20 protein-coding genes are annotated in these 19,290 nt (G+C 43.3%); 14 read left to right on the forward strand and 6 right to left on the reverse strand.

All coding sequences use genetic code 11. The features are described from left to right. Positions 1–124: 124 nt before the first annotated feature. The 8 genes from ACN6KS_RS11580 (at position 125) to ACN6KS_RS11615 (ending at position 6,456) form a co-directional block, all read left to right on the forward strand. A complete protein-coding gene (locus ACN6KS_RS11580) occupies positions 125–1,000 on the forward strand; it encodes a YitT family protein (RefSeq protein WP_179085712.1) in 876 nt (291 codons plus the stop codon). Between the two features lie 122 nt (positions 1,001–1,122). Next, positions 1,123–1,545 (forward strand): Rrf2 family transcriptional regulator, encoded by a 423-nt coding sequence (locus ACN6KS_RS11585; protein WP_094871326.1) that lies wholly within the window; start codon positions 1,123–1,125, stop codon positions 1,543–1,545. 233 nt (positions 1,546–1,778) lie between these two features. Next, positions 1,779–2,513 carry a metallophosphoesterase family protein gene (locus tag ACN6KS_RS11590; protein ID WP_440962056.1) on the forward strand — a complete coding sequence of 245 codons (735 nt, stop codon included), beginning with the start codon at positions 1,779–1,781 and terminating at the stop codon, positions 2,511–2,513. A 49-nt stretch (positions 2,514–2,562) separates the two neighbouring features. Further along, positions 2,563–3,147: a GNAT family N-acetyltransferase gene (locus ACN6KS_RS11595; protein ID WP_094878304.1), complete on the forward strand. Its 585-nt coding sequence runs from the start codon at positions 2,563–2,565 to the stop codon at positions 3,145–3,147. A gap of 17 nt (positions 3,148–3,164) precedes the next feature. Beyond that, positions 3,165–3,911, forward strand: a complete 747-nt coding sequence (locus ACN6KS_RS11600; RefSeq protein WP_341134498.1) for a peptidase E — start codon at positions 3,165–3,167, stop codon at positions 3,909–3,911. Then, positions 3,908–4,282 (forward strand): hypothetical protein, encoded by a 375-nt coding sequence (locus tag ACN6KS_RS11605; protein WP_094871333.1) that lies wholly within the window; start codon positions 3,908–3,910, stop codon positions 4,280–4,282. The genes ACN6KS_RS11600 and ACN6KS_RS11605 overlap by 4 nt, the downstream gene beginning before the upstream one ends. 432 nt (positions 4,283–4,714) lie before the next feature. Next, positions 4,715–5,590 (forward strand): VOC family protein, encoded by an 876-nt coding sequence (locus ACN6KS_RS11610; RefSeq protein WP_094871335.1) that lies wholly within the window; start codon positions 4,715–4,717, stop codon positions 5,588–5,590. A gap of 230 nt (positions 5,591–5,820) precedes the next feature. After that, the gene (locus ACN6KS_RS11615) at positions 5,821–6,456 is read left to right on the forward strand and encodes an NAD(P)-dependent oxidoreductase (protein ID WP_094871337.1); all 636 of its coding nucleotides are present in this window, start codon (positions 5,821–5,823) and stop codon (positions 6,454–6,456) included. A 74-nt stretch (positions 6,457–6,530) separates the two neighbouring features. On the opposite strand, the gene ACN6KS_RS11620 is transcribed toward ACN6KS_RS11615, so the two are convergent. Beyond that, positions 6,531–7,286 carry an MBL fold metallo-hydrolase gene (locus ACN6KS_RS11620; RefSeq protein ID WP_440962057.1) on the reverse strand — a complete coding sequence of 252 codons (756 nt, stop codon included), beginning with the start codon at positions 7,284–7,286 and terminating at the stop codon, positions 6,531–6,533. Between the two features lie 249 nt (positions 7,287–7,535). On the opposite strand from ACN6KS_RS11620, the gene ACN6KS_RS11625 reads away from it, so the two are divergent. From ACN6KS_RS11625 to ACN6KS_RS11640, 4 genes are all read left to right on the forward strand, one after another. Then, the gene (locus ACN6KS_RS11625; RefSeq protein WP_440962058.1) at positions 7,536–9,554 is read left to right on the forward strand and encodes a Na+/H+ antiporter; all 2,019 of its coding nucleotides are present in this window, start codon (positions 7,536–7,538) and stop codon (positions 9,552–9,554) included. A gap of 2 nt (positions 9,555–9,556) precedes the next feature. After that, positions 9,557–10,087: a GNAT family N-acetyltransferase gene (locus ACN6KS_RS11630; RefSeq protein WP_256989874.1), complete on the forward strand. Its 531-nt coding sequence runs from the start codon at positions 9,557–9,559 to the stop codon at positions 10,085–10,087. Next, the gene (locus ACN6KS_RS11635) at positions 10,084–10,545 is read left to right on the forward strand and encodes a DIP1984 family protein (RefSeq protein WP_094871342.1); all 462 of its coding nucleotides are present in this window, start codon (positions 10,084–10,086) and stop codon (positions 10,543–10,545) included. The genes ACN6KS_RS11630 and ACN6KS_RS11635 overlap by 4 nt, the downstream gene beginning before the upstream one ends. Positions 10,546–11,060: 515 nt before the next feature. Continuing rightward, entirely contained in the window at positions 11,061–11,960 is a 900-nt protein-coding gene (locus ACN6KS_RS11640; protein ID WP_306440402.1) for a DegV family protein, read from the forward strand. An 89-nt stretch (positions 11,961–12,049) separates the two neighbouring features. Here the strand turns inward: ACN6KS_RS11640 and ACN6KS_RS11645 are convergent, their stop codons facing one another. The 5 genes from ACN6KS_RS11645 to ACN6KS_RS11665 form a co-directional block, all read right to left on the reverse strand. After that, positions 12,050–12,475 carry a threonine/serine exporter family protein gene (locus ACN6KS_RS11645; RefSeq protein ID WP_094871344.1) on the reverse strand — a complete coding sequence of 142 codons (426 nt, stop codon included), beginning with the start codon at positions 12,473–12,475 and terminating at the stop codon, positions 12,050–12,052. A 27-nt stretch (positions 12,476–12,502) separates the two neighbouring features. Beyond that, positions 12,503–13,267 (reverse strand): threonine/serine exporter family protein, encoded by a 765-nt coding sequence (locus ACN6KS_RS11650; RefSeq protein ID WP_042187254.1) that lies wholly within the window; start codon positions 13,265–13,267, stop codon positions 12,503–12,505. A 127-nt stretch (positions 13,268–13,394) separates the two neighbouring features. Continuing rightward, positions 13,395–14,657, reverse strand: coding sequence for a DNA polymerase IV (locus tag ACN6KS_RS11655; protein ID WP_094871345.1), 1,263 nt, complete (start codon positions 14,655–14,657; stop codon positions 13,395–13,397). Positions 14,658–14,753: 96 nt separating this feature from the next. Continuing rightward, complete coding sequence (locus tag ACN6KS_RS11660) at positions 14,754–15,344, reverse strand: YitT family protein (RefSeq protein ID WP_076283375.1); 591 nt, start codon at positions 15,342–15,344, stop codon at positions 14,754–14,756. A gap of 347 nt (positions 15,345–15,691) precedes the next feature. Next, positions 15,692–16,558 (reverse strand): helix-turn-helix transcriptional regulator, encoded by an 867-nt coding sequence (locus ACN6KS_RS11665; RefSeq protein ID WP_280788683.1) that lies wholly within the window; start codon positions 16,556–16,558, stop codon positions 15,692–15,694. Between the two features lie 133 nt (positions 16,559–16,691). Between ACN6KS_RS11665 and ACN6KS_RS11670 the strand changes: the two genes are divergently transcribed. Both ACN6KS_RS11670 and ACN6KS_RS11675 read left to right on the forward strand, forming a co-directional pair. Further along, positions 16,692–18,656 (forward strand): glycoside hydrolase family 127 protein, encoded by a 1,965-nt coding sequence (locus ACN6KS_RS11670; RefSeq protein WP_440962059.1) that lies wholly within the window; start codon positions 16,692–16,694, stop codon positions 18,654–18,656. A gap of 286 nt (positions 18,657–18,942) precedes the next feature. Further along, entirely contained in the window at positions 18,943–19,251 is a 309-nt protein-coding gene (locus ACN6KS_RS11675) for a hypothetical protein (RefSeq protein WP_440962060.1), read from the forward strand. The last annotated feature ends 39 nt before the right edge of the window (positions 19,252–19,290 follow it).

Here is a 19,290-nt window from a genome sequence, read left to right on the forward strand (position 1 = left end):
ACTAGCGGCGTCTGATTTGCCAAAGTGGTGACATTTATTATAGACTGTTTTTTGTCGGCTTTTGTCCAGTGGATGTTTTTCACTTGCAGTGATATAAAAAACTAAATTGAAGTGGGGAAATGGAATGCATGGAATAAGACAGCATCAAAAATCAAATAAGCTGAAGATATTTTCAAAAGTCATATTAATTATTATAGGGGCACTTATAACTTCATATGGCCTGGAATCCGTATTAATCCCTAACAATGTTTCAGATGGTGGTGTAACAGGCCTAAGTATCGTGGGCTCACAGCTGTTTGGATTACCGTTAGGGCTGCTAATTGTTATAATTAACATCCCTTTTGTTTGGCTGGGATATAAGCAAATTGGTAAAAGCTTTGCTATTTATTCCATTATTGGTATTGCTTCACTAGCTATTGGTACAAGCCTTATGCACCATGTGCCAACGATTATTGAAGGGGATACATTATTAATTACTGTTGTAGGCGGGATTATCATCGGTTTTGGTATGGGTTTAGCGTTACGTAATGGTGGGGCGTTAGATGGGATCGACATGTTGGCTGTATTGCTTTCACGAAAAATACCTTTTGGGACAAGTGATCTAATCTTATTCCTAAACATGTTTGTATTTATTGTTGTTTCAACTGCATTTGGTCTACAAGGGGCGATTCTATCCGCACTTGCTTATTTTATTGCTTCTAAAGTGATTCATATTGTTGAAGAAGGACTGAGCGGTTCTAAAACGTTTAAAATCATCACCGTTCAGCCGGAAATCATGGTAGAAACGATTCGTGACCGATTGGGTCGCGGGGCAACCTATACAGATGCTTACGGTGGTTACTCGAATGAACAATTCAAAGAAATCACCTGTGTAATTAACCGTCTGGAAGAAAGCAAAATCAAAGAAATCATTCATGAAATTGACCCTAACGCTTTTGTCGTAGTATATGATGTTGCAGAAGTTAAGGGCGGTAATTTCAAAAAGCATAATATTCATTAATTACGATCCTGAAGTGACATCTCCTCCGTGTTTGACAAATGCATAAAATGTAACTATTATTGTTGCATCTGATTAATGCACTTGTTAATTGTACGACAGTAAGGCAGAAGGAGAGATTTATAGTGAACATTAGCACCCGATTTGCGGTAGCCATTCATATATTAACGTTAATCGACAGTAATAAAGAGGGCAAAAGTACCTCGGAGTGGATAGCTGGTAGTGTGAACACGAACCCTGTAGTTATCCGCCGGCTAACGAGTATGCTGCAAAAAGCAGGACTGGTAACAGCCCGCCCTGGAGTCGCAGGAGCCTCGCTGTCACGTAGTGCCGCTGAGATTACACTGCTTCAGATTTATAAGGCAGTAAACGCGGTGGAGGAGGATTCGTTGTTCTCAGTTCATGAGCACCCTAACCCTGAATGTCCAGTCGGCAAAAATATAGCCAGCGCCATTGTACCCGTATTCTCTCTCGCGCAAAAGGCAATGGAGAATGTCCTTCAAGAGGTTACTTTGGAGCAGATTGTGAATGAAATGCCTGAAATATAACCATCTCATATCGCAACTTAGAATGAAGACCACAACATGTGCTAACATGCTTGTGGTCTTTTTTTTTATTAGAAATATATCTTTCATGCCATTTCGGGGATTGAGAGTAGTGACTCAAAGAAGGGAAGTAGGGCGTAATCATAGAATCTGTATTTAGAAGGCAGAAAACAGATAATACTTCATATAGGGAAACTCTAAGATGGTGAAGTGGAAAAATGAACGGAGGATTTACAGTGGAACAGATCGCATTAATCTCAGATATTCATGGGAATGTCCCGGCTTTGACAGCCGTATTAGAGGATATTAAGCAGCGTGGAATTAGCAGGATATTGTGCCTAGGGGATATTGTTGGAAAAGGGCCGAATTCAGATCTAGCCGTTGATATCATTAAGAACAATTGTGAAATCAGTGTTATGGGAAACTGGGATGATCTAATGAATCAGGATGTTGATTTTGAGATGGCCCGGTGGTGCCGGGAATTGTTAGGGAAGGACCGTTTGGCTTATTTAGGCACATTACCGTTCTCGATTGAGTTTATGATGAGTGGTAAGTTTATCCGATTATTTCATGCTTCGCCAAGAAGTTACTATGAACGGATTCAGCCTTGGGATGATTACGAAAAGCGATTGTCTATGTTTGGTTATTCCGATTTCTGTCAGGAGAAACGACAAGCGGATATCGTAGGCTATGGGGATATTCACAATGCTTTTATTCAACATTTAGAAGGGAAGACTTTATTTAATGTGGGCAGTGTGGGGAATCCTCTTGATGTCACTCAGGCATCATATGTGATTTTGGAGGGGGAGTATGGGGGCCTGACAACAGCATCTTTGAATATACAATTTGTAAGAGTTCCTTATGATATTGAGTTAGCCATTCAACAAGCCATAGATGCGGTTATGCCAGCCACAGAGCCCTATATTCGAGAGCTTAGAATTGCGCAGTACAGAGGGAATGGTCGGGGATAATTTAAGGCAACCTTAATTCATGCCATCAAAAAGTAACGGAGGGAACGTATTGAAGCTTAGTCAGGTGTTTGAGCAATTCCCTATTTTAGAAACAGAGCAACTGATCCTCAAAAAAATTGAAGTTAGTAACCTTGAAGAGGTATTTGGTATTTATAGCAATGATCAAGTGTTTGAGTACTGCGGAATCATTCCGAAACATAATAAAGATACAGTAAAGAATATGATCGGACATTTCGAACGTGATTTTAATAAAGGGTTAAGAGTGAAGTGGGGAATTTTCCGTAAAAATAATCCATACATACTGCTAGGTATTATCGAAGCTATGGATTTTAATCAAAAAGTGGATATGGTCACGATTGGTTATTTTTTGGCGGAGTCTTATTGGGGAAAAGGGATTGCAACTCAGGCCGTTGAAACGGTGAAAAAATATTTATTTGAGACGGCAGAGGTCAATCGAATTCAAGCTGAAGTCATGCCTTTTAATGAGCGGTCCAAGCGGGTCCTTTTGAAAAGTGGCTTTATGAAAGAGGGGACGTTAAGACAAGCCCATGTATGGTCAGGTAAAGGGCTCATTGATTTGGAGATTTACAGTATTTTAGCAGAGGAATACGGAAAGGGAAAAAACAGATCCTAGTGAAAGTAGGGGGAATTATGGGGACTATCGTGGTAATCGGCGGGGGGGAGCTAATCGATCTAGAAACGCTTGAAATGGATCGTGAAGTTGTGAAGTTAACCCAGAAAGCTAATCCGAAAGCGTTATTCATACCAACAGCTAGCAGTGATGCACCAGGTTATTGTGATACGTTCAACAAAGTGTATGGCGAGATTCTAGGATGTGAAACAAGTCATTTATTGCTTGTGAGCCAAACCAATACCCATGAAGAAATCGCAGAGTTAATTATATCCGCTGATCTGATTTATGTTGGTGGAGGCAATACCCGAAAGATGCTTGAAATTTGGAAAAATACCGGCGTGGATGTGCTTCTAAAAGAAGCATACACCGCTGGGACCATATTAGCAGGGCTGAGTGCAGGTTCCATTTGCTGGTTTGACTATGGGCATAGTGACTCTGAAGCGTTCGACGACCAAGGGAACTGGCAGTATATTAAGCTTGAAGCGATGGGGATTCTGCCAGGTATTCATTGTCCGCATTATAATGAGGATATTCGGGTTGAGGATTTTTCGCGTATGGTAAAAGACGGAGGTTTGCTCGGAATCGCAGTGGATAATAGCTGTGCCATCATCTACAAGGATTATGAATATAAGGTGATGTCGTCCAGAGAAGAAGCTAAGGCCTACCGCGTGATGGACTCGGAGCAAGGTGTTGTCGTTACGCAAATCGAAGAACACCCAAGCTACAGACCACTTCAAGAAGTGTATGGTGGAGGTGATCAATGAAGTCTAATCAAATCTCAATGATCGTGGCGAGTCTTATTCTAGGAGTTTCATTTATTATTGGATGTTTAATAACTAATGGCGATAAAGAGTTGGAAGTTGATCAAGACCAGACGCCATCCATAGTAACGGCAGATAAGCTTTTGATCGATATTAAAGAGACGGCCTTATACTTAAATATGACTGAAGATCAAGTGATGAATATTATTAAAACGGAGCATGAGAATTTAAGCAGATCGGGCATTTTTCAAGGAACTATGTTTCCTTACATCAGAGTTGGTAATGAATATCTTTTTAACAAAGACTTATTAACAACCTGGGTTTCGGATGCCTCCTTAAATAGGAGGGTTTATCTAAACGGACAAACGAAATAAGGTTTTACTCGGATAAGGAAGGTGCTCTCAATTAAACTACTGTTTGTGTGCAGTCAGAATCGCTGGCAAGTCTAACTGCAGAGAAGATATTTCAAGGAATCGATGGTCATGATGTGAGATCTGCTGGAACAGAGAATCAAACTTTCTGAGGGGCATGTGGGCTGGGCGGATGTTATTTTTGTGATGGAGAAGAAGCATGTTCGAAGAATTCAATATAAATTCAGAGAGGGTGTAATCGGTAAAAGAATAATTTGTTTGAATATAACAGATGATTATTAGTAAATGGATGAAGTGTTCTTATGAATCATGTTTGGCTGTGAATCAGTCAGCATGATTTTTTTGTTGGTAATTGACAAACATATAGAAGGTAACTATACTAAAGATAGTTAATTTGTAACTGATTAAGTTACAGGAATAGTGGGAGGAAACATAATGACAACTAAAACAACACTTCATCCGGACGTAGAGATTGGTCTGGTGCAAATTAGAGTAAGTAATTTAGAGCGTTCGCTCACCTTTTATCAGAACGTAGTGGGGTTAAGTGTTCTGCGGCAATCTGGCCGTGAGGTGGAAATGACTGCTGATGGTCAAAATGTGTTATTGATTCTGCGGGAGATTGAGAATGCAAGGGTGCTTCGTCCAAACTCCGTAGCTGGACTGTATCATTTTGCTATTCTTGTTCCGGATCGTCCTAGCTTGGGACTCGTTGTGCGCAATTTGATCGCTTTGGGAATTGAAGTGGGCCAGGGAGATCATTTGGTGAGTGAAGCGCTGTATATTCAGGACCCGGATAACAACGGAATCGAAATTTATCGAGATCGTCCTAGGGATACATGGAAGTATGATGCGGAAGGGCATGTAATGATGACAACGGACCCAGTGGATGTAGATGGTTTGTTGGCGGCTTCTGAAGGGTTGAAATGGAACGGGCTTCCAGCTGGAACGGTGATCGGACATGTACACTTTCATGTGGGTAATTTAACTAAGGCGAAGGAGTTCTACGTTGGTTTGCTTGGTTTTGATCTAGTGGCTAATTATGGCAGTGCGGCAATGTTTATCTCTGCAGGTGGGTATCACCACCACATTGGATTGAATATATGGGCGGGGCAAGGCGCACCTGTGGCACCTGCAGATGCAGTAGGAATTGATTATTTCACCTTACTTCTTCCGAATGAAGCGGAGCGTACGTCTGTAGTGGAGCGTGTTAAGCAGGCGGGTTACACCGTTGTAGAAGAGAATGGAATCCCTACATTCAAAGATCCGTGGAATATTGGAATCAGACTTATAGTGAAAAGTCATACCAAATAACTAATCACCAATGGATAAGGGTTGTTGGAATCATTCAAAAGGGCCTATGAGAACACATTATGTGGAGATGAAATCTTCTTCCATACGATCATTTTGAATAGTGCGTTTAAGAATAATGTACGAACTGGGGAGAAAGTTAGATCTGGATATCGACCGAAGCATCGTTCAGGAGCTCCTTAATATAAATACTACAGTAAAAAAATCGTAAACATATACAGGAGGACAAGCTTATGAAGATCGCAGTTGTTGGAGCAAGTGGTAAAGCCGGAAGTCGAATCACTCAGGAAGCGTTAGATAGAGGCCATGAAGTTACAGCCTTTGTACGGGATGCATCGAAAGTTGCAACTCGTAAGGCAAAGGTCATCGAAAAGGATGTATTTGCACTTACCGCTGAAGATTTGAAGGGTTTTGATGTTGTTGTGAATGCTTTTGGAGCTCCGTTCGGACAAGAGCATCTGCATGTGGATGCCGGAAATGTGCTTATTGAAGCATTAAAGGATGCCCCTAATATAAGATTAATTGTAGTTGGAGGTGCGGGAAGTCTATATGTAGATGAGGCTAAGACGCTTAAAGTGGTAGATACTCCTGATTTCCCTGACTTTATCAAGCCAACGGCTATGAATCAAGGGAAGAACCTGGAAATCCTGCAAGGTACAGATTCGCTGTCTTGGACTTTCGTTAGTCCATCCGCTAATTTTGCAATTGGGACTAGAACGGGTTCTTATGTGAAAGGCAAAGATCATCTGCTTGTGAATTCCAAGGGTGAGAGCTATGTCAGCTATGAAGATTATGCGATTGCTATTGTAGATGAAATTGAACAGCCGCAGCATATTCGTGAACGGTTTACAGTGGTTTCGGAATCATAAGTGAGTATAACGAGTAGGGACTATGTATAAAAAGAAAGCAGAGCCAGATCAGGGCTCTGCTTTCTTGCATCAGTTTATTCTCTTGCTTCCGCAATTTCAGCAATCCGTTTGTTTGCGTTTCCGCGATAAATTCCGCCATGATAGCAAATGACCGTTTCAATTTCATACTCGGCGAACTTCGTCAGAGAGGATAAAGCTTGCTTCATGTCAGGCGTTGCCGAAGGCGTGGGGCCGTGCAGCTCACCGCCTTGTACAGTAAGAGCATCCGCTGCAATTAGCGTACGGCTATCATGATGGTATAGACTCAGATGTCCAGGGCTATGTCCTGGTGTATGGATAATCGTAATTCCACCGGCAAGAGGTAGTATTTCCCCGTCTACTATGGTTCGATCTACTTTTCCTTTAGGGGGATGTGATAACACGGATAGGAATGCGCGGCGCCATTCTTCTGGTACATGAGGGGGGATCATGGCTTCTGCCGCAGCTAAAGCTTCAGGGGTGTGTTTAAGGAGCATTCGCTCTCCTTCAATATAAGGCTTCTCGATTTCGTGAGCCAGAACTGTCAGTTCAAGACATTCTTCTGACAGTAGATCAGGTAAGCTCCCGATGTGATCTAGATCTTGATGTGTGATGATTACGGTGCGTAGTTGTTCCCAAGATACATGGTTTTTTTTTAGAGCTTCTTTGAATTTTGGGAGCAGGCCCGGAAATCCAGTGTCTACGAGTACAGCAGAATTGTGATCCCAGAGCAGTGTGGGGTAAATCGTGTCACTCCCGCCCATAACCTGTGCTGTAATCTCTAACATTTCTATTCCACTAGCAATATGCATAAGATCCCTCCGTGATTGATAATAAGAGCGATGCCGTTAGGCTAATGCATATAATACTTAAAATAGAATATAATTTCAATAGTGTAATTTATAATTACAACATAAATAAATATTTTTGTCAATATTCATCTGATGTATTTTTTGTGTAATTTCTAGGGGACATTATTATGAGAACTTCTATTTCTAAATTTTTCCCTTGCCCAAAGCTTTACGGTATAATAATCAAATAAAAATGGGAGCTGATGTGGTTTGGAGACATTTCTAGTTGTACTCGTCCTACTGGGGCTTATCGCAATATCGAACATCATAAACCGATTCATTCCCTTTGTGCCAATACCGTTAATTCAAATTGGTCTGGGAGTAATGGTTGTGTTAATGCCTTTGGGAATACATATGACCTTGGAACCAGAGCTGTTTTTCGTATTATTCATTGCTCCGCTTTTGTTCAATGATGGGAAACGGACACCAAGAAATGAATTATGGAACTTACGGGGTCCGATATTAATGCTAGCGCTGGGATTGGTTTTTGCTACGGTGCTTATTGCTGGATATTCGATAAACTGGATGATTCCAACGATACCGCTAGCAGCTGCATTTGCGCTGGCAGCGATCTTATCACCTACAGATGCGGTCGCGGTCAGCGCAATCGCTGGAAGGGTGCATCTTCCTAAGAGTATTCATCGCATTCTAGAGGGCGAATCATTAATGAATGATGCCTCCGGACTTGTTGCCTTTAACTTTGCCATTGCTGCAGCAGTTACGGGTTTGTTTTCTTTACCAAAAGCCTCCATTAGCTTTGTAGTTATAGCTGTAGGCGGGTTGATCGTTGGGGCATTATTGGCTTTTCTTCTGATTCGGCTAAGCGTAATTATTCGCAGATTGGGGATGGAGGATATCACAGTGCATGTGCTGCTGCAAATCCTAACTCCTTTTATTATTTATTTGATCAGTGAAGAGATAGGGGTATCTGGCATTTTGGCAGTGGTTGCAGGAGGGATTATTCATGCGGTTGAGAAGGACCGTGCCGTATCTCCGCAGTATAAGCTACAACTGGTATCTGCTAGTACATGGTCTGTTCTGCTCTATATATTGAATGGTCTGGTCTTCCTTATTCTTGGATTATCTATTCCAGACGTTATTGAAGTGATCTACCGTGATACGGCCGTGGATAATCTTATAGTTGTAGGTTATGTATTAGCCATTACTGTGCTGCTGTTTGTACTACGGTTTGTATGGGTGTACGTGTTCTCTTTAGTAGGATCTCGTATGCGAAAAATGGAGGAATCGTCTGTTAAGTCACTAGTAATCCTCACGATTTCAGGAGTGCGTGGAGCGGTTACCTTAGCAGGTGCATTCTCGATTCCCTTTTTTCTTGGGGATGGATCGCCATTTCCTGAGCGTGACTTAATCATCTTTATCGCCGCAGGTGTTATTCTAATGTCGCTTCTGATCGCCAGTATCTTTTTGCCAATCCTAGCAGGTAAAGAAGAGCCAGTTGCCGAATCAGGTGAGACAGGAGCCGAGCAGGCGGCCAAGTCTAAAGTTATTGCTGCCGGTTTAACCATGCTGCAAAGTATGATGACAGAAGAAAGTAAGGAATCCGCACAACCGGCTTTGAGTGAATTTAGAGAAAAGGTTTATAGTCTAAACCGTGAGGACCAAGCGAATGATCCAGTACTTGAGAACTTCCGCCGACTGGGTGTTGAAGCGAGGATTGTAGGTCTGCAAGCTGAACGTAAAGAACTGAACCGATTGCTGGAGAACAATGAGATTCCCGCCTCAGTGGCTCAGAAGCTGGGAGAATTCTTGGATCATAGTGAGGTCTTTTTAGCCAGAAGTCTAAATTCACAAATTAGAATATCGATTACCGAGATTAGACGGCTGTTTGCGGGAATGTTCTCAGGGCAGAATGAAGGGGAAGCTAGCCAACAAATGCTTGAACGGACTGAGTGTGCTAAAGAAGCGAAAATTGCCATGGCCCATGCTGCTATAGCTGCTATAGATGTCAGTAAGAACGAGAACAACCGAAGTGCAGCCGAGAAGGTTGCCAGCAGTTATGAGCAGCTAATTTCTCGTCTTGAGCAAGGGAAAGGCTGGACAAAGGATGGTCTGGTTGATGATCAAAAGCTTGAAATGAAGCTAAAAGCCATTCAAGAGCAGCGGGATAAGGTGCAGCAGATGTATCAGGATGGAACCATTAACCGCAAGCTAGCCGGTAAATTACGCAAGTTCGTAGATCATTTAGAGACATCGATTTGGGAGGATTAGCTGTGCTGAACAAAGTAGTGGGAGAAAGCTTGTTATTCACTGAAATTCGGGAAGAGCATTTGGCGGATGTCCTTGATATTTATAACTACTATGTGCTGAACACCACGGTATCGTTTCACACGGAGCCCTTAAGTTTGGACGAAATGCGTCAATCCGTAATGAATGATGATCCGCGATTCAAATCGTACGTGATTTTATCCTGGGATAATATCATTCAGGGTTATGTGCTGATTGCTAGACATAAGAGTAAACCGGCTTATGATAGCTCTGGGGAGATCAGTGTGTATTTGAAACCAGCTTGTGTGGGTAAAAGAATAGGAGGGCATGCCTTACGCTTTATTGAAAAAAAGGCTGTCGAGATGGATTTTCATGTGTTAGTGGCTACTGTATGCTCAGAGAATGAGCGCAGTTGCCAACTTTTTCTGAAAAATGGATATGAACAATGTGCTTACTTTAAGGAGATTGGCTCTAAATTTGGCCGGAGGCTGGATATCGCCAGCTATCAAAAAATTTTAGGGGGAATCCAGATATGAAACTTGCGGAAGCGTTAGTGAATCGAAGTGATCTAACCCGTAAAATCGCGCAGCTAAAGCAGCGGCTGGAGCGAGTCGTTAAAGTTCAAGAGGGTGAGGAGCCGGCTGAACAACCTGAAGTTCTTTTGCAGGAGTTAGAAAGAGCTGTGAATGAACAGACAATTCTGATCCGAGCGATCAATCGAACGAATTCATCCGTAGCCTTCAATGAGATTTGGAGTATCGCCGATGCGCTAGCGGAACGGGACAAAATGTTACAGCTACGGAAGCTGTTTAGCGATTTGCTCGAACAGGCTTCCATTACTCAGGATCGTTACAGCCGCACGGAGGTTCGTTTTCAGAGAACGGTGGATGTCGCTCAAATTCAGAAGCAGATGGATGAGCTGTCCAAAGCTTACCGCGAGTTGGATTTTAAGATTCAGGAGAAGAACTGGACGGTATCCTTGACAACACCGTAAAAAGATTTACCACAGCAGAAGGTAACTGATCTTCATAAAGGTGAACGCAGCCCGCCAACAGGGAAAGTTGGACCATCGACAGATGCCGGGCCATATCTGACCAAATTATAATTTAGCCCCGTACTGTTACAAATGTAAAGTGTACCTATTAATGTAACTACCGCGCGTTGATTTATGGAAGAACGGTGAGGGCGGGGACGGGGATATTTTTGCTGTGGTTTAGCTTTTTCATAACATGAAGTGGCGCTATTAGGATAGGTATATTCGTCATATATAATGTGAAAAAATGTCGAATAATGTTGAATTAAATGGATTAAAATTTGCATGAACGGCCTGTTTTGCCTATATTCACACTTGTTATCCTGTATAATTTACGAATACGCGGAGTCCTTAACCGCTGTTCAATTCTTAAGTTGATTATTCAGGGTGAGCGTGTGATTCAATGGTCTGAAATTTTTGGCCCTTGTCTCCTCATTCATTCTACTATTCCTTTTTATGAGAGAGAGAAGTGACAAATGACCATGAAATCAATTGCCTGGGTAACCGACAGTACAAGTATCATAGATCCGGAGTTCGCTAAGAATAATCATGTATATATTATTCCGTTACGGATTATTATCAACAACGAATGTTATAAAGAAAATATAGATATTACGATTGATGACTTCTATGAGAAAATGCGCCAGCATGAAAAGGTAGGCAGCTCACAGCCTCCAATCGGTGAGTTTATTGAGCTATATGAACGGCTGAAGGAAGAATACGATGAAATTATCGCTGTACATCTATCGTCAGAGCTTAGCGGCACCTATAATGCTTCGATGCAAGGCGCCGAAATAGCGGAGGCCAATGTGATTGGAATTGATGCCAAGGTTGGCGCTTATCCGATCCGGGAAATGATCATGCGCGGTATACATTGGCAGAAGAAGGGCTTTACTGGATTAGAAATTAAAGCGAAGATTGAAAATATTATTGAGAATATGTCCTTTTACTTAATTCCTGCAAGCTTGACACAGCTTCATCGCAGTGGACGTGTTTCTGGAACACAATTTGTACTTAGCCAATTGCTGCGCATAAACTTGCTGCTTCGTTTTGACGAAGGAAAGGTCGTTGTTGTGGAGAAAATCCGTACAATGAAGAAGACGCAACAGGCGCTTTTGGAGATATTTAAACAGGATGTAGGGCTTGTTAGTGATGTATGTATCATGCATTCTAATAATTTAGAGATGGCACTCAAGCTAGAAGAGGACATAAAAGCAATGGCACCTGACTTACGAACTGAGATTATGACCTATATTCCTGCTGTGGCTGTTCATGCGGGTGAGGGTACTGTAGGGCTGTCCTGGATCAAGAACACTAGCATCAATAGTATTCATCCGAGTGCGCCTTTAGCCTTCCCTGAAGCAGTATTTGCATAGAGATGAACAAAGAAATCGCTCCTTGGGAGATGGATGGGTGACCACCATTGTACCAACAGGCGATTTCTTTTTTTTGAAGAAGTATGCTGTTATTTGATTGCACGACGACGGAACATTTGTCCAATTACATCACTTAGTACGAGTCCAGCTGCAATGGCTCCAGAGAGCATTAATGCCCGAACAGCGATTTCTACAGCCAGGGTATAGTCCTCTTCCACAAATTTACGCATAGCATCGTAAGCGAGACCACCCGGAACAAGCGGGATAATACCACCTACACTAAAAATAATAACCGGCATTTTGAAGGATCGCGCGAAAAATTGGCTGACGATGCCCACTATTACACTAGCTGCAAACGTAGCTACGACAGGCCCGAAATCTACATTAAGAAGCACATACACCATCCAGCCCACCATTCCGGCAAAACCACACTGTAGTAGTGAGCGCTTAGGCGCATTAAATAGAATACAGAAGGTTGCCGCGGCGATAAAACTGGTTATAAGTTGCAAAATCATGAAGGGCTAACCTCTTTCACATGGATATTAAAATAGTGATAGTACAAGCCCGATACCTGTACCGATCGCAAATGCAGTTAGAAAGGCATCGGCTCCCTTAGATATGCCTGAGACCAGATGGCCGGCCATCAGATCACGAACGGCATTGGTAATGAGTAGCCCGGGTACTAGAGGCATAACGGAGCCGATAATGATTTTGTCCATCTCTTGACCTATCCCCAGCTTTACAGAACAGAAGGCTAGAAGTCCGATCAGGAAGGAAGCAGAAAACTCTGCAAAGAATTTAGTCTGCACTAAACGATGCAAATAGATGACCGCAGCGAAGCCTAGTCCGGAAATCGGCAAGGCGGGGAGAGCATCCCACAAACTGCCTTTAAACATAACGGTGAAGCAAGCACCAGTAAGAGCGGCTGCTAAGATCTGCAGCCATACGGGATAGACAGGTGAGGCTTCATCGACTTCTCCTAATTTTGCACGAGCTTCCTCAGCTGTAATCTGACGTTCGCTTAGACGCCGAGAAATGTCATTGACCTCCGATACCTTCTGCAGATCTGTTGTCCGCTCCGCAATTCTGTATAACTTAACAGGTTCTATTCTATTTGTGGTGAACATAATAACGGTTGGCGTCACATAGCTATGTGCTCCTGGGAACCCGAGAGATCCTGCCATTCGTGTCATCGTATCTTCCACTCTGGATGTTTCTGCACCATTCTGCAGCATGATCTTGCCAGCAAGAAGACAGAGATCAACGATTTCATAATACGTAGTGTTAGTGTTGCTCGTGCTATCCAACTTCTCCGGTCCTCCTCAGGAATGTGATTATCTATGTTTACATATTTCGATTGTCGCTTCATCTACGTGAAAATAACAACCCCAATATAGCATTATAAACGATATGGTGTGTATTTTAATATAGTTTTTATTTATAGTGTCCGCCAATCTTTCCAGATCTGTCCTTAAGCTGCCCGGCATCTGTAAAAGAAGCTGCTCGCCCAATAATCGTCTCCCCGTATTTATTCTTGAGGGCATCGGTCGCACGTTCGAGTTCTCGATAGCGAGGGCGGGACTCAAATAGGGTCAGCTGGTACTGGCTTTCGTCAGATAGACTGGACAGGCTTAAGTGGATTCTACGCACAGGCTGACCGTCCCAGTGGAGTTTGAAGAGAGAAAGAGCTGCCTCATTTACCAGCAGGGTGGCATTTGTAGGATCGCTCATTGTAGTCTGTCTTGAGAAGCCTGTTGGGTCATCAAAGCTGGCACCTTGGCAGCCGATAGACACGACTGCACCATGCATTAACAATTTGCGGCAACGTCTACATACAAGCTCAGATAGCTCAAGAATGATGGTCTTAATATCTTGCAGCTTATTGTAATCCCGTGGAAGCGTCATTTGGTGCCCGACACTTTTGGGTGCGACTTCATAGGTGCTTGGGCTCACGGGGCTGTCATCGATGCCATTGGCTATCCGCCAATATAGCTCGGCGTCGATATCGCATTTTTTGTGGAATTTCTCCCGCATGCGCCATTTTAGCTCGCTTAGCGGCATCTGCGCTAAATGGCCAATTGTTGAAATACCCATACTCTGGAAGTGGGCGGACATACGGCGACCTACCATGAACAGCTCGCTAATAGGGAGGGGCCAGAGCATATTCGGAAGCTCCTCGTGAGCGAGGGTGAATATACCATCCGCGTTCTTCTTGGCCCACAGGTCGCAAGCCATTTTGGCGGTAACCTTGGAATATCCTATGCCGATGCGCGCACGCACACCTGTGTTTCTACGAATTAGATCCTGAATGGCGGCAGCGATTTCCCTTGGACTGCCAAATAAGCTGAGGCTACCGCTGACATCAATAAACTGTTCATCGATAGAATAGGGCTCTACCTGGTCGCTAAACTTACGTAGAATATCTGTGATTTGAGAGGAGACATCGATATATTGCTGCATATGTGGTCTGACCACGATGACTTCGGGGCATTTTGCCAGCGCTTCCTTCAACGTCTCGGCGGTAGTAATGCCATAGGATTTGGCTATAGGGCAGGCAGCCAGCACAATACCGCTTCGTCTAGCTGGGTCTCCAGCAACGATCAGCGGCTTATTGCTGTACAGCGGATTAGAGGCTTTTTCTACGGAGGCATAGAAGCTTTGACAATCAGATAGCATAACGACACGCTCTTTATTCATAGGTTCACACGCTCCAGGTGAGGTAGAGGTACCTTATATTTTATCTCCTTATTATAATACGAACATACGATCGTGTATATTCGTGTTTATTTCCATTTATTTCGTCTCAAGTGTGCATAGACCCGTAGCCACGCCCCCAGAGATAATCGTGAGGATGGAGTGGAAGAAGGTTTCCTTGGAAATCAGGAGTCCCCCCGCACCGATAATCATAAAGTCGGTCAAAAAAATGATGAATCCAAGGTTCAGCGGGACATACCTTTTTATAAATTGAGCGAGCAGATCGGTGCCACCCGTACTTGCTTTAAACCGCAGCATAATCCCAAGTCCCGTTCCCATCAAAAAACCGCCAATAATGGCGCTAGAAATGGAACCAAACTCAAAATAATACAGAAAGTGATATTGGAAAGGACCGAGAAGCTCGATCAGAAAGGATGAAATCAATAGGCCGAGTACACTGTTGTAAAAGATATCGCGTTCCTTTAACCAAGCGAGCAGAAAGATAGGGAAGCTGCAGAGAATTATAGCTACGCCAATTTTAGCGTCGGATAAATAATTAATAATGAGGGCTATCCCTATTATTCCCCCATCCAGGATTTTATATGGTACGAGAAAAAAATTAGTTCCCGCAGCAACGAGTAAGCTTCCTAAAAGAATGATAAGGTATCTTAATGGCCGCATATTTAACATCTCCACATTAAAGGCATGTCTATAAATATGCTTGTCACTTCCAAAAAATTGCAGTTGAACAAAAAAACCTGATTATGAATCCGGCTTCCAAACCAACAAACCAAACAAACAACAACATCCTTCCTTACGTAGCGATTGTCCGTTTACGCTTAGCCAACTCATCGGACCACCGTAGTTAATTTCATTTTAATCAAGCTACTTATACATTCGGAGGATCGAGCAAAGTGATTTACATTGAGTTATAGGTAAGCGTGAGCAAGCGGAGTGTTGTCCAATCACATTAGCAAACGCATCTCATGAAACACAAGCCGCACATCTCCAATAATTTGAGACATGCGGCTGTGTTTTTAACGGGAGTAACGCTTACGGAAGCGAAGCGGAGAAATTCCAATCTGCTGAGCAAATCGACGCGAGAAGTAGGCGGCGCTCTCGAAGCCGGTACGTTCTGCGATTCCGGCTATAGAGAGCTCTGTCTTAAGAAGCAATAGCTTGGCTTGCTCCAAGCGGTAATCCGTCAAATATTCCATTGGAGTCAGCCCATATACTCGTTTCATGCAGCGGGTAAGGTAGTTATAGTGAAAATGCAGTGCGTCCGCGAGTGAGGCATTGGAGAGAGGCTCCGTATAATGATTACGGATATAAGTCTCTGTCTGCTCTGCGATTTCCACCGCATGACTTTCTGATGTATCATGCTGTGCTAGATCCATCATCCGCAGCATTTCTTCAAATATCCGTTGCTGCTGCCAAACTGCGCTGGAACGCCGACCCGTAGACAGCTGTAATAGCATCTCGGCTTGTCCGCTCCGTTCAAAAGGGTCAGGGAGGGGGCCGAACTGTGACACTCGAATGGTATACGGATGAGTAAGAAACTGCCGAAAATGTGTCTCACGGTTAATATACACGGGTTCACCCTCAGAAATGGACCAAACTGCGAGGGTATGAAAATGAATCCATATGAATGAAGTGGTCTCTTCGCATGCCTTAACGGAATAATGATAGCGATCAGGTAGCAGAAGTAGAGTATGTCCCGCGGAAACCTCCCATTGATTATGTTCTTCACCGATAAATAGACAGCCTTGTTCTACAATAAGTAGATCAAATACCCCAATATGGCTTCTACTCGGATGCTGATCTCCTGGTTGATAAACCGTGCGATTGCATTCTAGAAAATAAGGAAATGGCGGCGCAGCGAAATGTATACATGAAGGGTCCATTTTGTAATTATCCCTCCTTTCTAAAGTGTGAAATAGTACAAAAAAGGGGTTGCTTCTGATTGTATTTTTAATCTATTCTACCCCCTATAATTACAATTAGCGAGTATGAAATAAGGCTGAGGGGAAGATGATGATGAACAAAAATATACAAGATCAAGAAGTTGTAAAAGATCAAACTGTTACCATTCAAGATGATTTCTGGGGCAGATACATTAGGCTGGTCCAGGACGTTGTTATCCCCTATCAATATGAAGCATTGCATGATAGAGCACCAGGAGCTGAACCCAGTCATGCCATTGCTAATTTTGAGATTGCTGCGGGCCGGAAGACAGGCGAGTTTTACGGCTGGGTATTTCAAGATAGTGATGTGGCTAAGTGGCTGGAGGCCGTTGGTTATTCCTTAAGCATCACACGAAATCCTGAGCTAGAGTGTCAAGCGGATGAAGTGATTGACCTCATTGGCGAGGCCCAGCAGGAAGATGGATACTTAAATACTTATTTTACGATAAAAGAACCGGGTAAACGCTGGACCAATCTGAACGATTGTCATGAGCTGTACTGTGCTGGACATTTCATTGAGGCTGCCGTTTCTTACTATGAAGCTACTGGCAAAAGAAAACTGCTCGACATCATGTGCCGGATGGTCGATCATATCGATTCTATATTTGGACCGGAAGAAGGCAAATTGCGGGGATATGATGGCCATCAGGAGATTGAACTCGCGCTCGTTAAGCTGTATCAATTGACAGGTGAGGAACGATATTTGAAGCTCAGCAGCTTTTTTATTAATGAGCGGGGTCAACAACCCAATTTCTTAAAGGAACAATGGGATAATTTGGGTGGCATCAATTTTTTCACAGGTCGGAAGGAAGTTCTTGATTTAAAATATTACCAGAGTCATCTTCCAGTAAGAGAGCAGGAGGTGGCTGTAGGCCATGCTGTACGTGCGGTTTATATGTATACTGCTATGGCTGATCTTTCCGCTATTACGGGAGATGAATCACTCCGTGAAGCATGCGAGAGACTGTGGAATAACATTACGAACAAGCAAATGTACATTACAGGCGGGATCGGCTCTACACATAGAGGTGAGGCGTTCACCTTTGATTATGATCTGCCAAACGATTCGGTGTACGCAGAGACTTGTGCTTCTATTGGGCTGATCTTTTTTGCACAGCGTATGCTGAGAATGTCACCGGATGCACGTTATGCCGATGTCATGGAGCGGGCGCTTTACAACAATGTGTTGGGCTCGATGGCACAGGATGGCAAGCACTATTTTTATGTGAACCCACTGGAAGTGTGGCCTCAGGCATGCAGTTGCAACCCCGAGAAACATCATGTGAAGTCTGAGCGTCAAGGCTGGTTTGGCTGCGCCTGCTGCCCTCCGAATGTGGCACGTCTACTGACTTCGCTCAATCAATATATTTACACGGTTCATGGCGATACACTTTATACGAATTTGTATATTGGAAGTGAGCTAAACACTAAGCTGAGTGGAACGGATGTTACGATTCATCAAGAGAGCAACTATCCATGGGAAGGCACAGTGTCAATGAAGATTAATCCTGAAGTAGATGCGGAGTTCGGGATTGCTTTGCGGATTCCATCGTGGAGTCTGGGAATGGAGATCAGAGTCAATGGGGAAGCGCTGAATACTGCTGAGAACATGGAGCAGGGATACCTCGTTATTCGGAGAATGTGGAGAGCAGGAGACATAATCGAAGTGAATGACCCAATGGAGGCACATCGCATTTACGCTCATCCCAATTTGCGTGCAGATGCACAAAAAGTAACGATTCAACGCGGACCGCTTGTGTATTGCCTTGAAAGTATCGATAATGGTGAGCCTTTAAGCTCTATTTCTTTAATAGAAGACAGTAAACTCACTGCGGTTTTTGATGACACTTTGCTTGGTGGTACTGTTGTTGTCGAGGCAGATGGACTACGTGTAGATCAAGAGGGCTGGATTGGTGGACTTTACAGCAGAAAGAAAGCACCCCTTCAACCTGTTAAGGTTAAGGCTATTCCATATTACTTATGGGGAAATCGTGGCAGTGGCGAAATGAAGGTATGGATTCCGGAAGATAATCTGTAAGAGATAGGTAGGCAAAGATAGCGAGACTGGTTACTGTTTAACAGCTTTCACTGATCGGGGCGGCCGTATTTTACAGCCTGTCCCTTTTTTTGATGAAGAGGTAGGTAGACACGTTACGCCCCCTGCGCATGTTCATCCTAGAATAATGTACTTTTGCAGGTTTTTTCGCCATATCGGATGGTTTCGGATAGCTGGAATTTACGCTTTATTGTAAGCTTTATTGTATGCTATATTTGATCGGGACAAGGTAGTTGATTATTTTACAGAACATATTGGAGGCATCACAATGAGCAAACGTTATCGAATTACGAGAGCTATGCAGAATGATGGAGATTCGGCACAAACGATATCTTTAGAAGAGTGCAAGCAGTATTTCGCGTTCAAACCTGATTTCACCTATACATCCGTTTTTACAGTAGCAGGCGCCACTACGATGACCATTGAAGGAGATTTCTTTATGTGGAGCTTTGGTGATGCTACAATCCCATTTAGACATTATCAAGGGGATATTTACGTGTCTGGCAGCAATGAAGCTGTAATCCCGAGAATGCTTGAGGTTGCGAGTGAGTTAAGAGCAGATGTTGTGAAAGGGTAAAAAAAGATGACCCCTGAAGAGTTCAGGAGTCATCTAGTG

This window comes from Paenibacillus nitricinens (assembly GCF_052056485.1).
In the GTDB taxonomy this organism is placed as follows: Bacteria; Bacillota; Bacilli; order Paenibacillales; family Paenibacillaceae; genus Paenibacillus_AQ; species Paenibacillus_AQ nitricinens.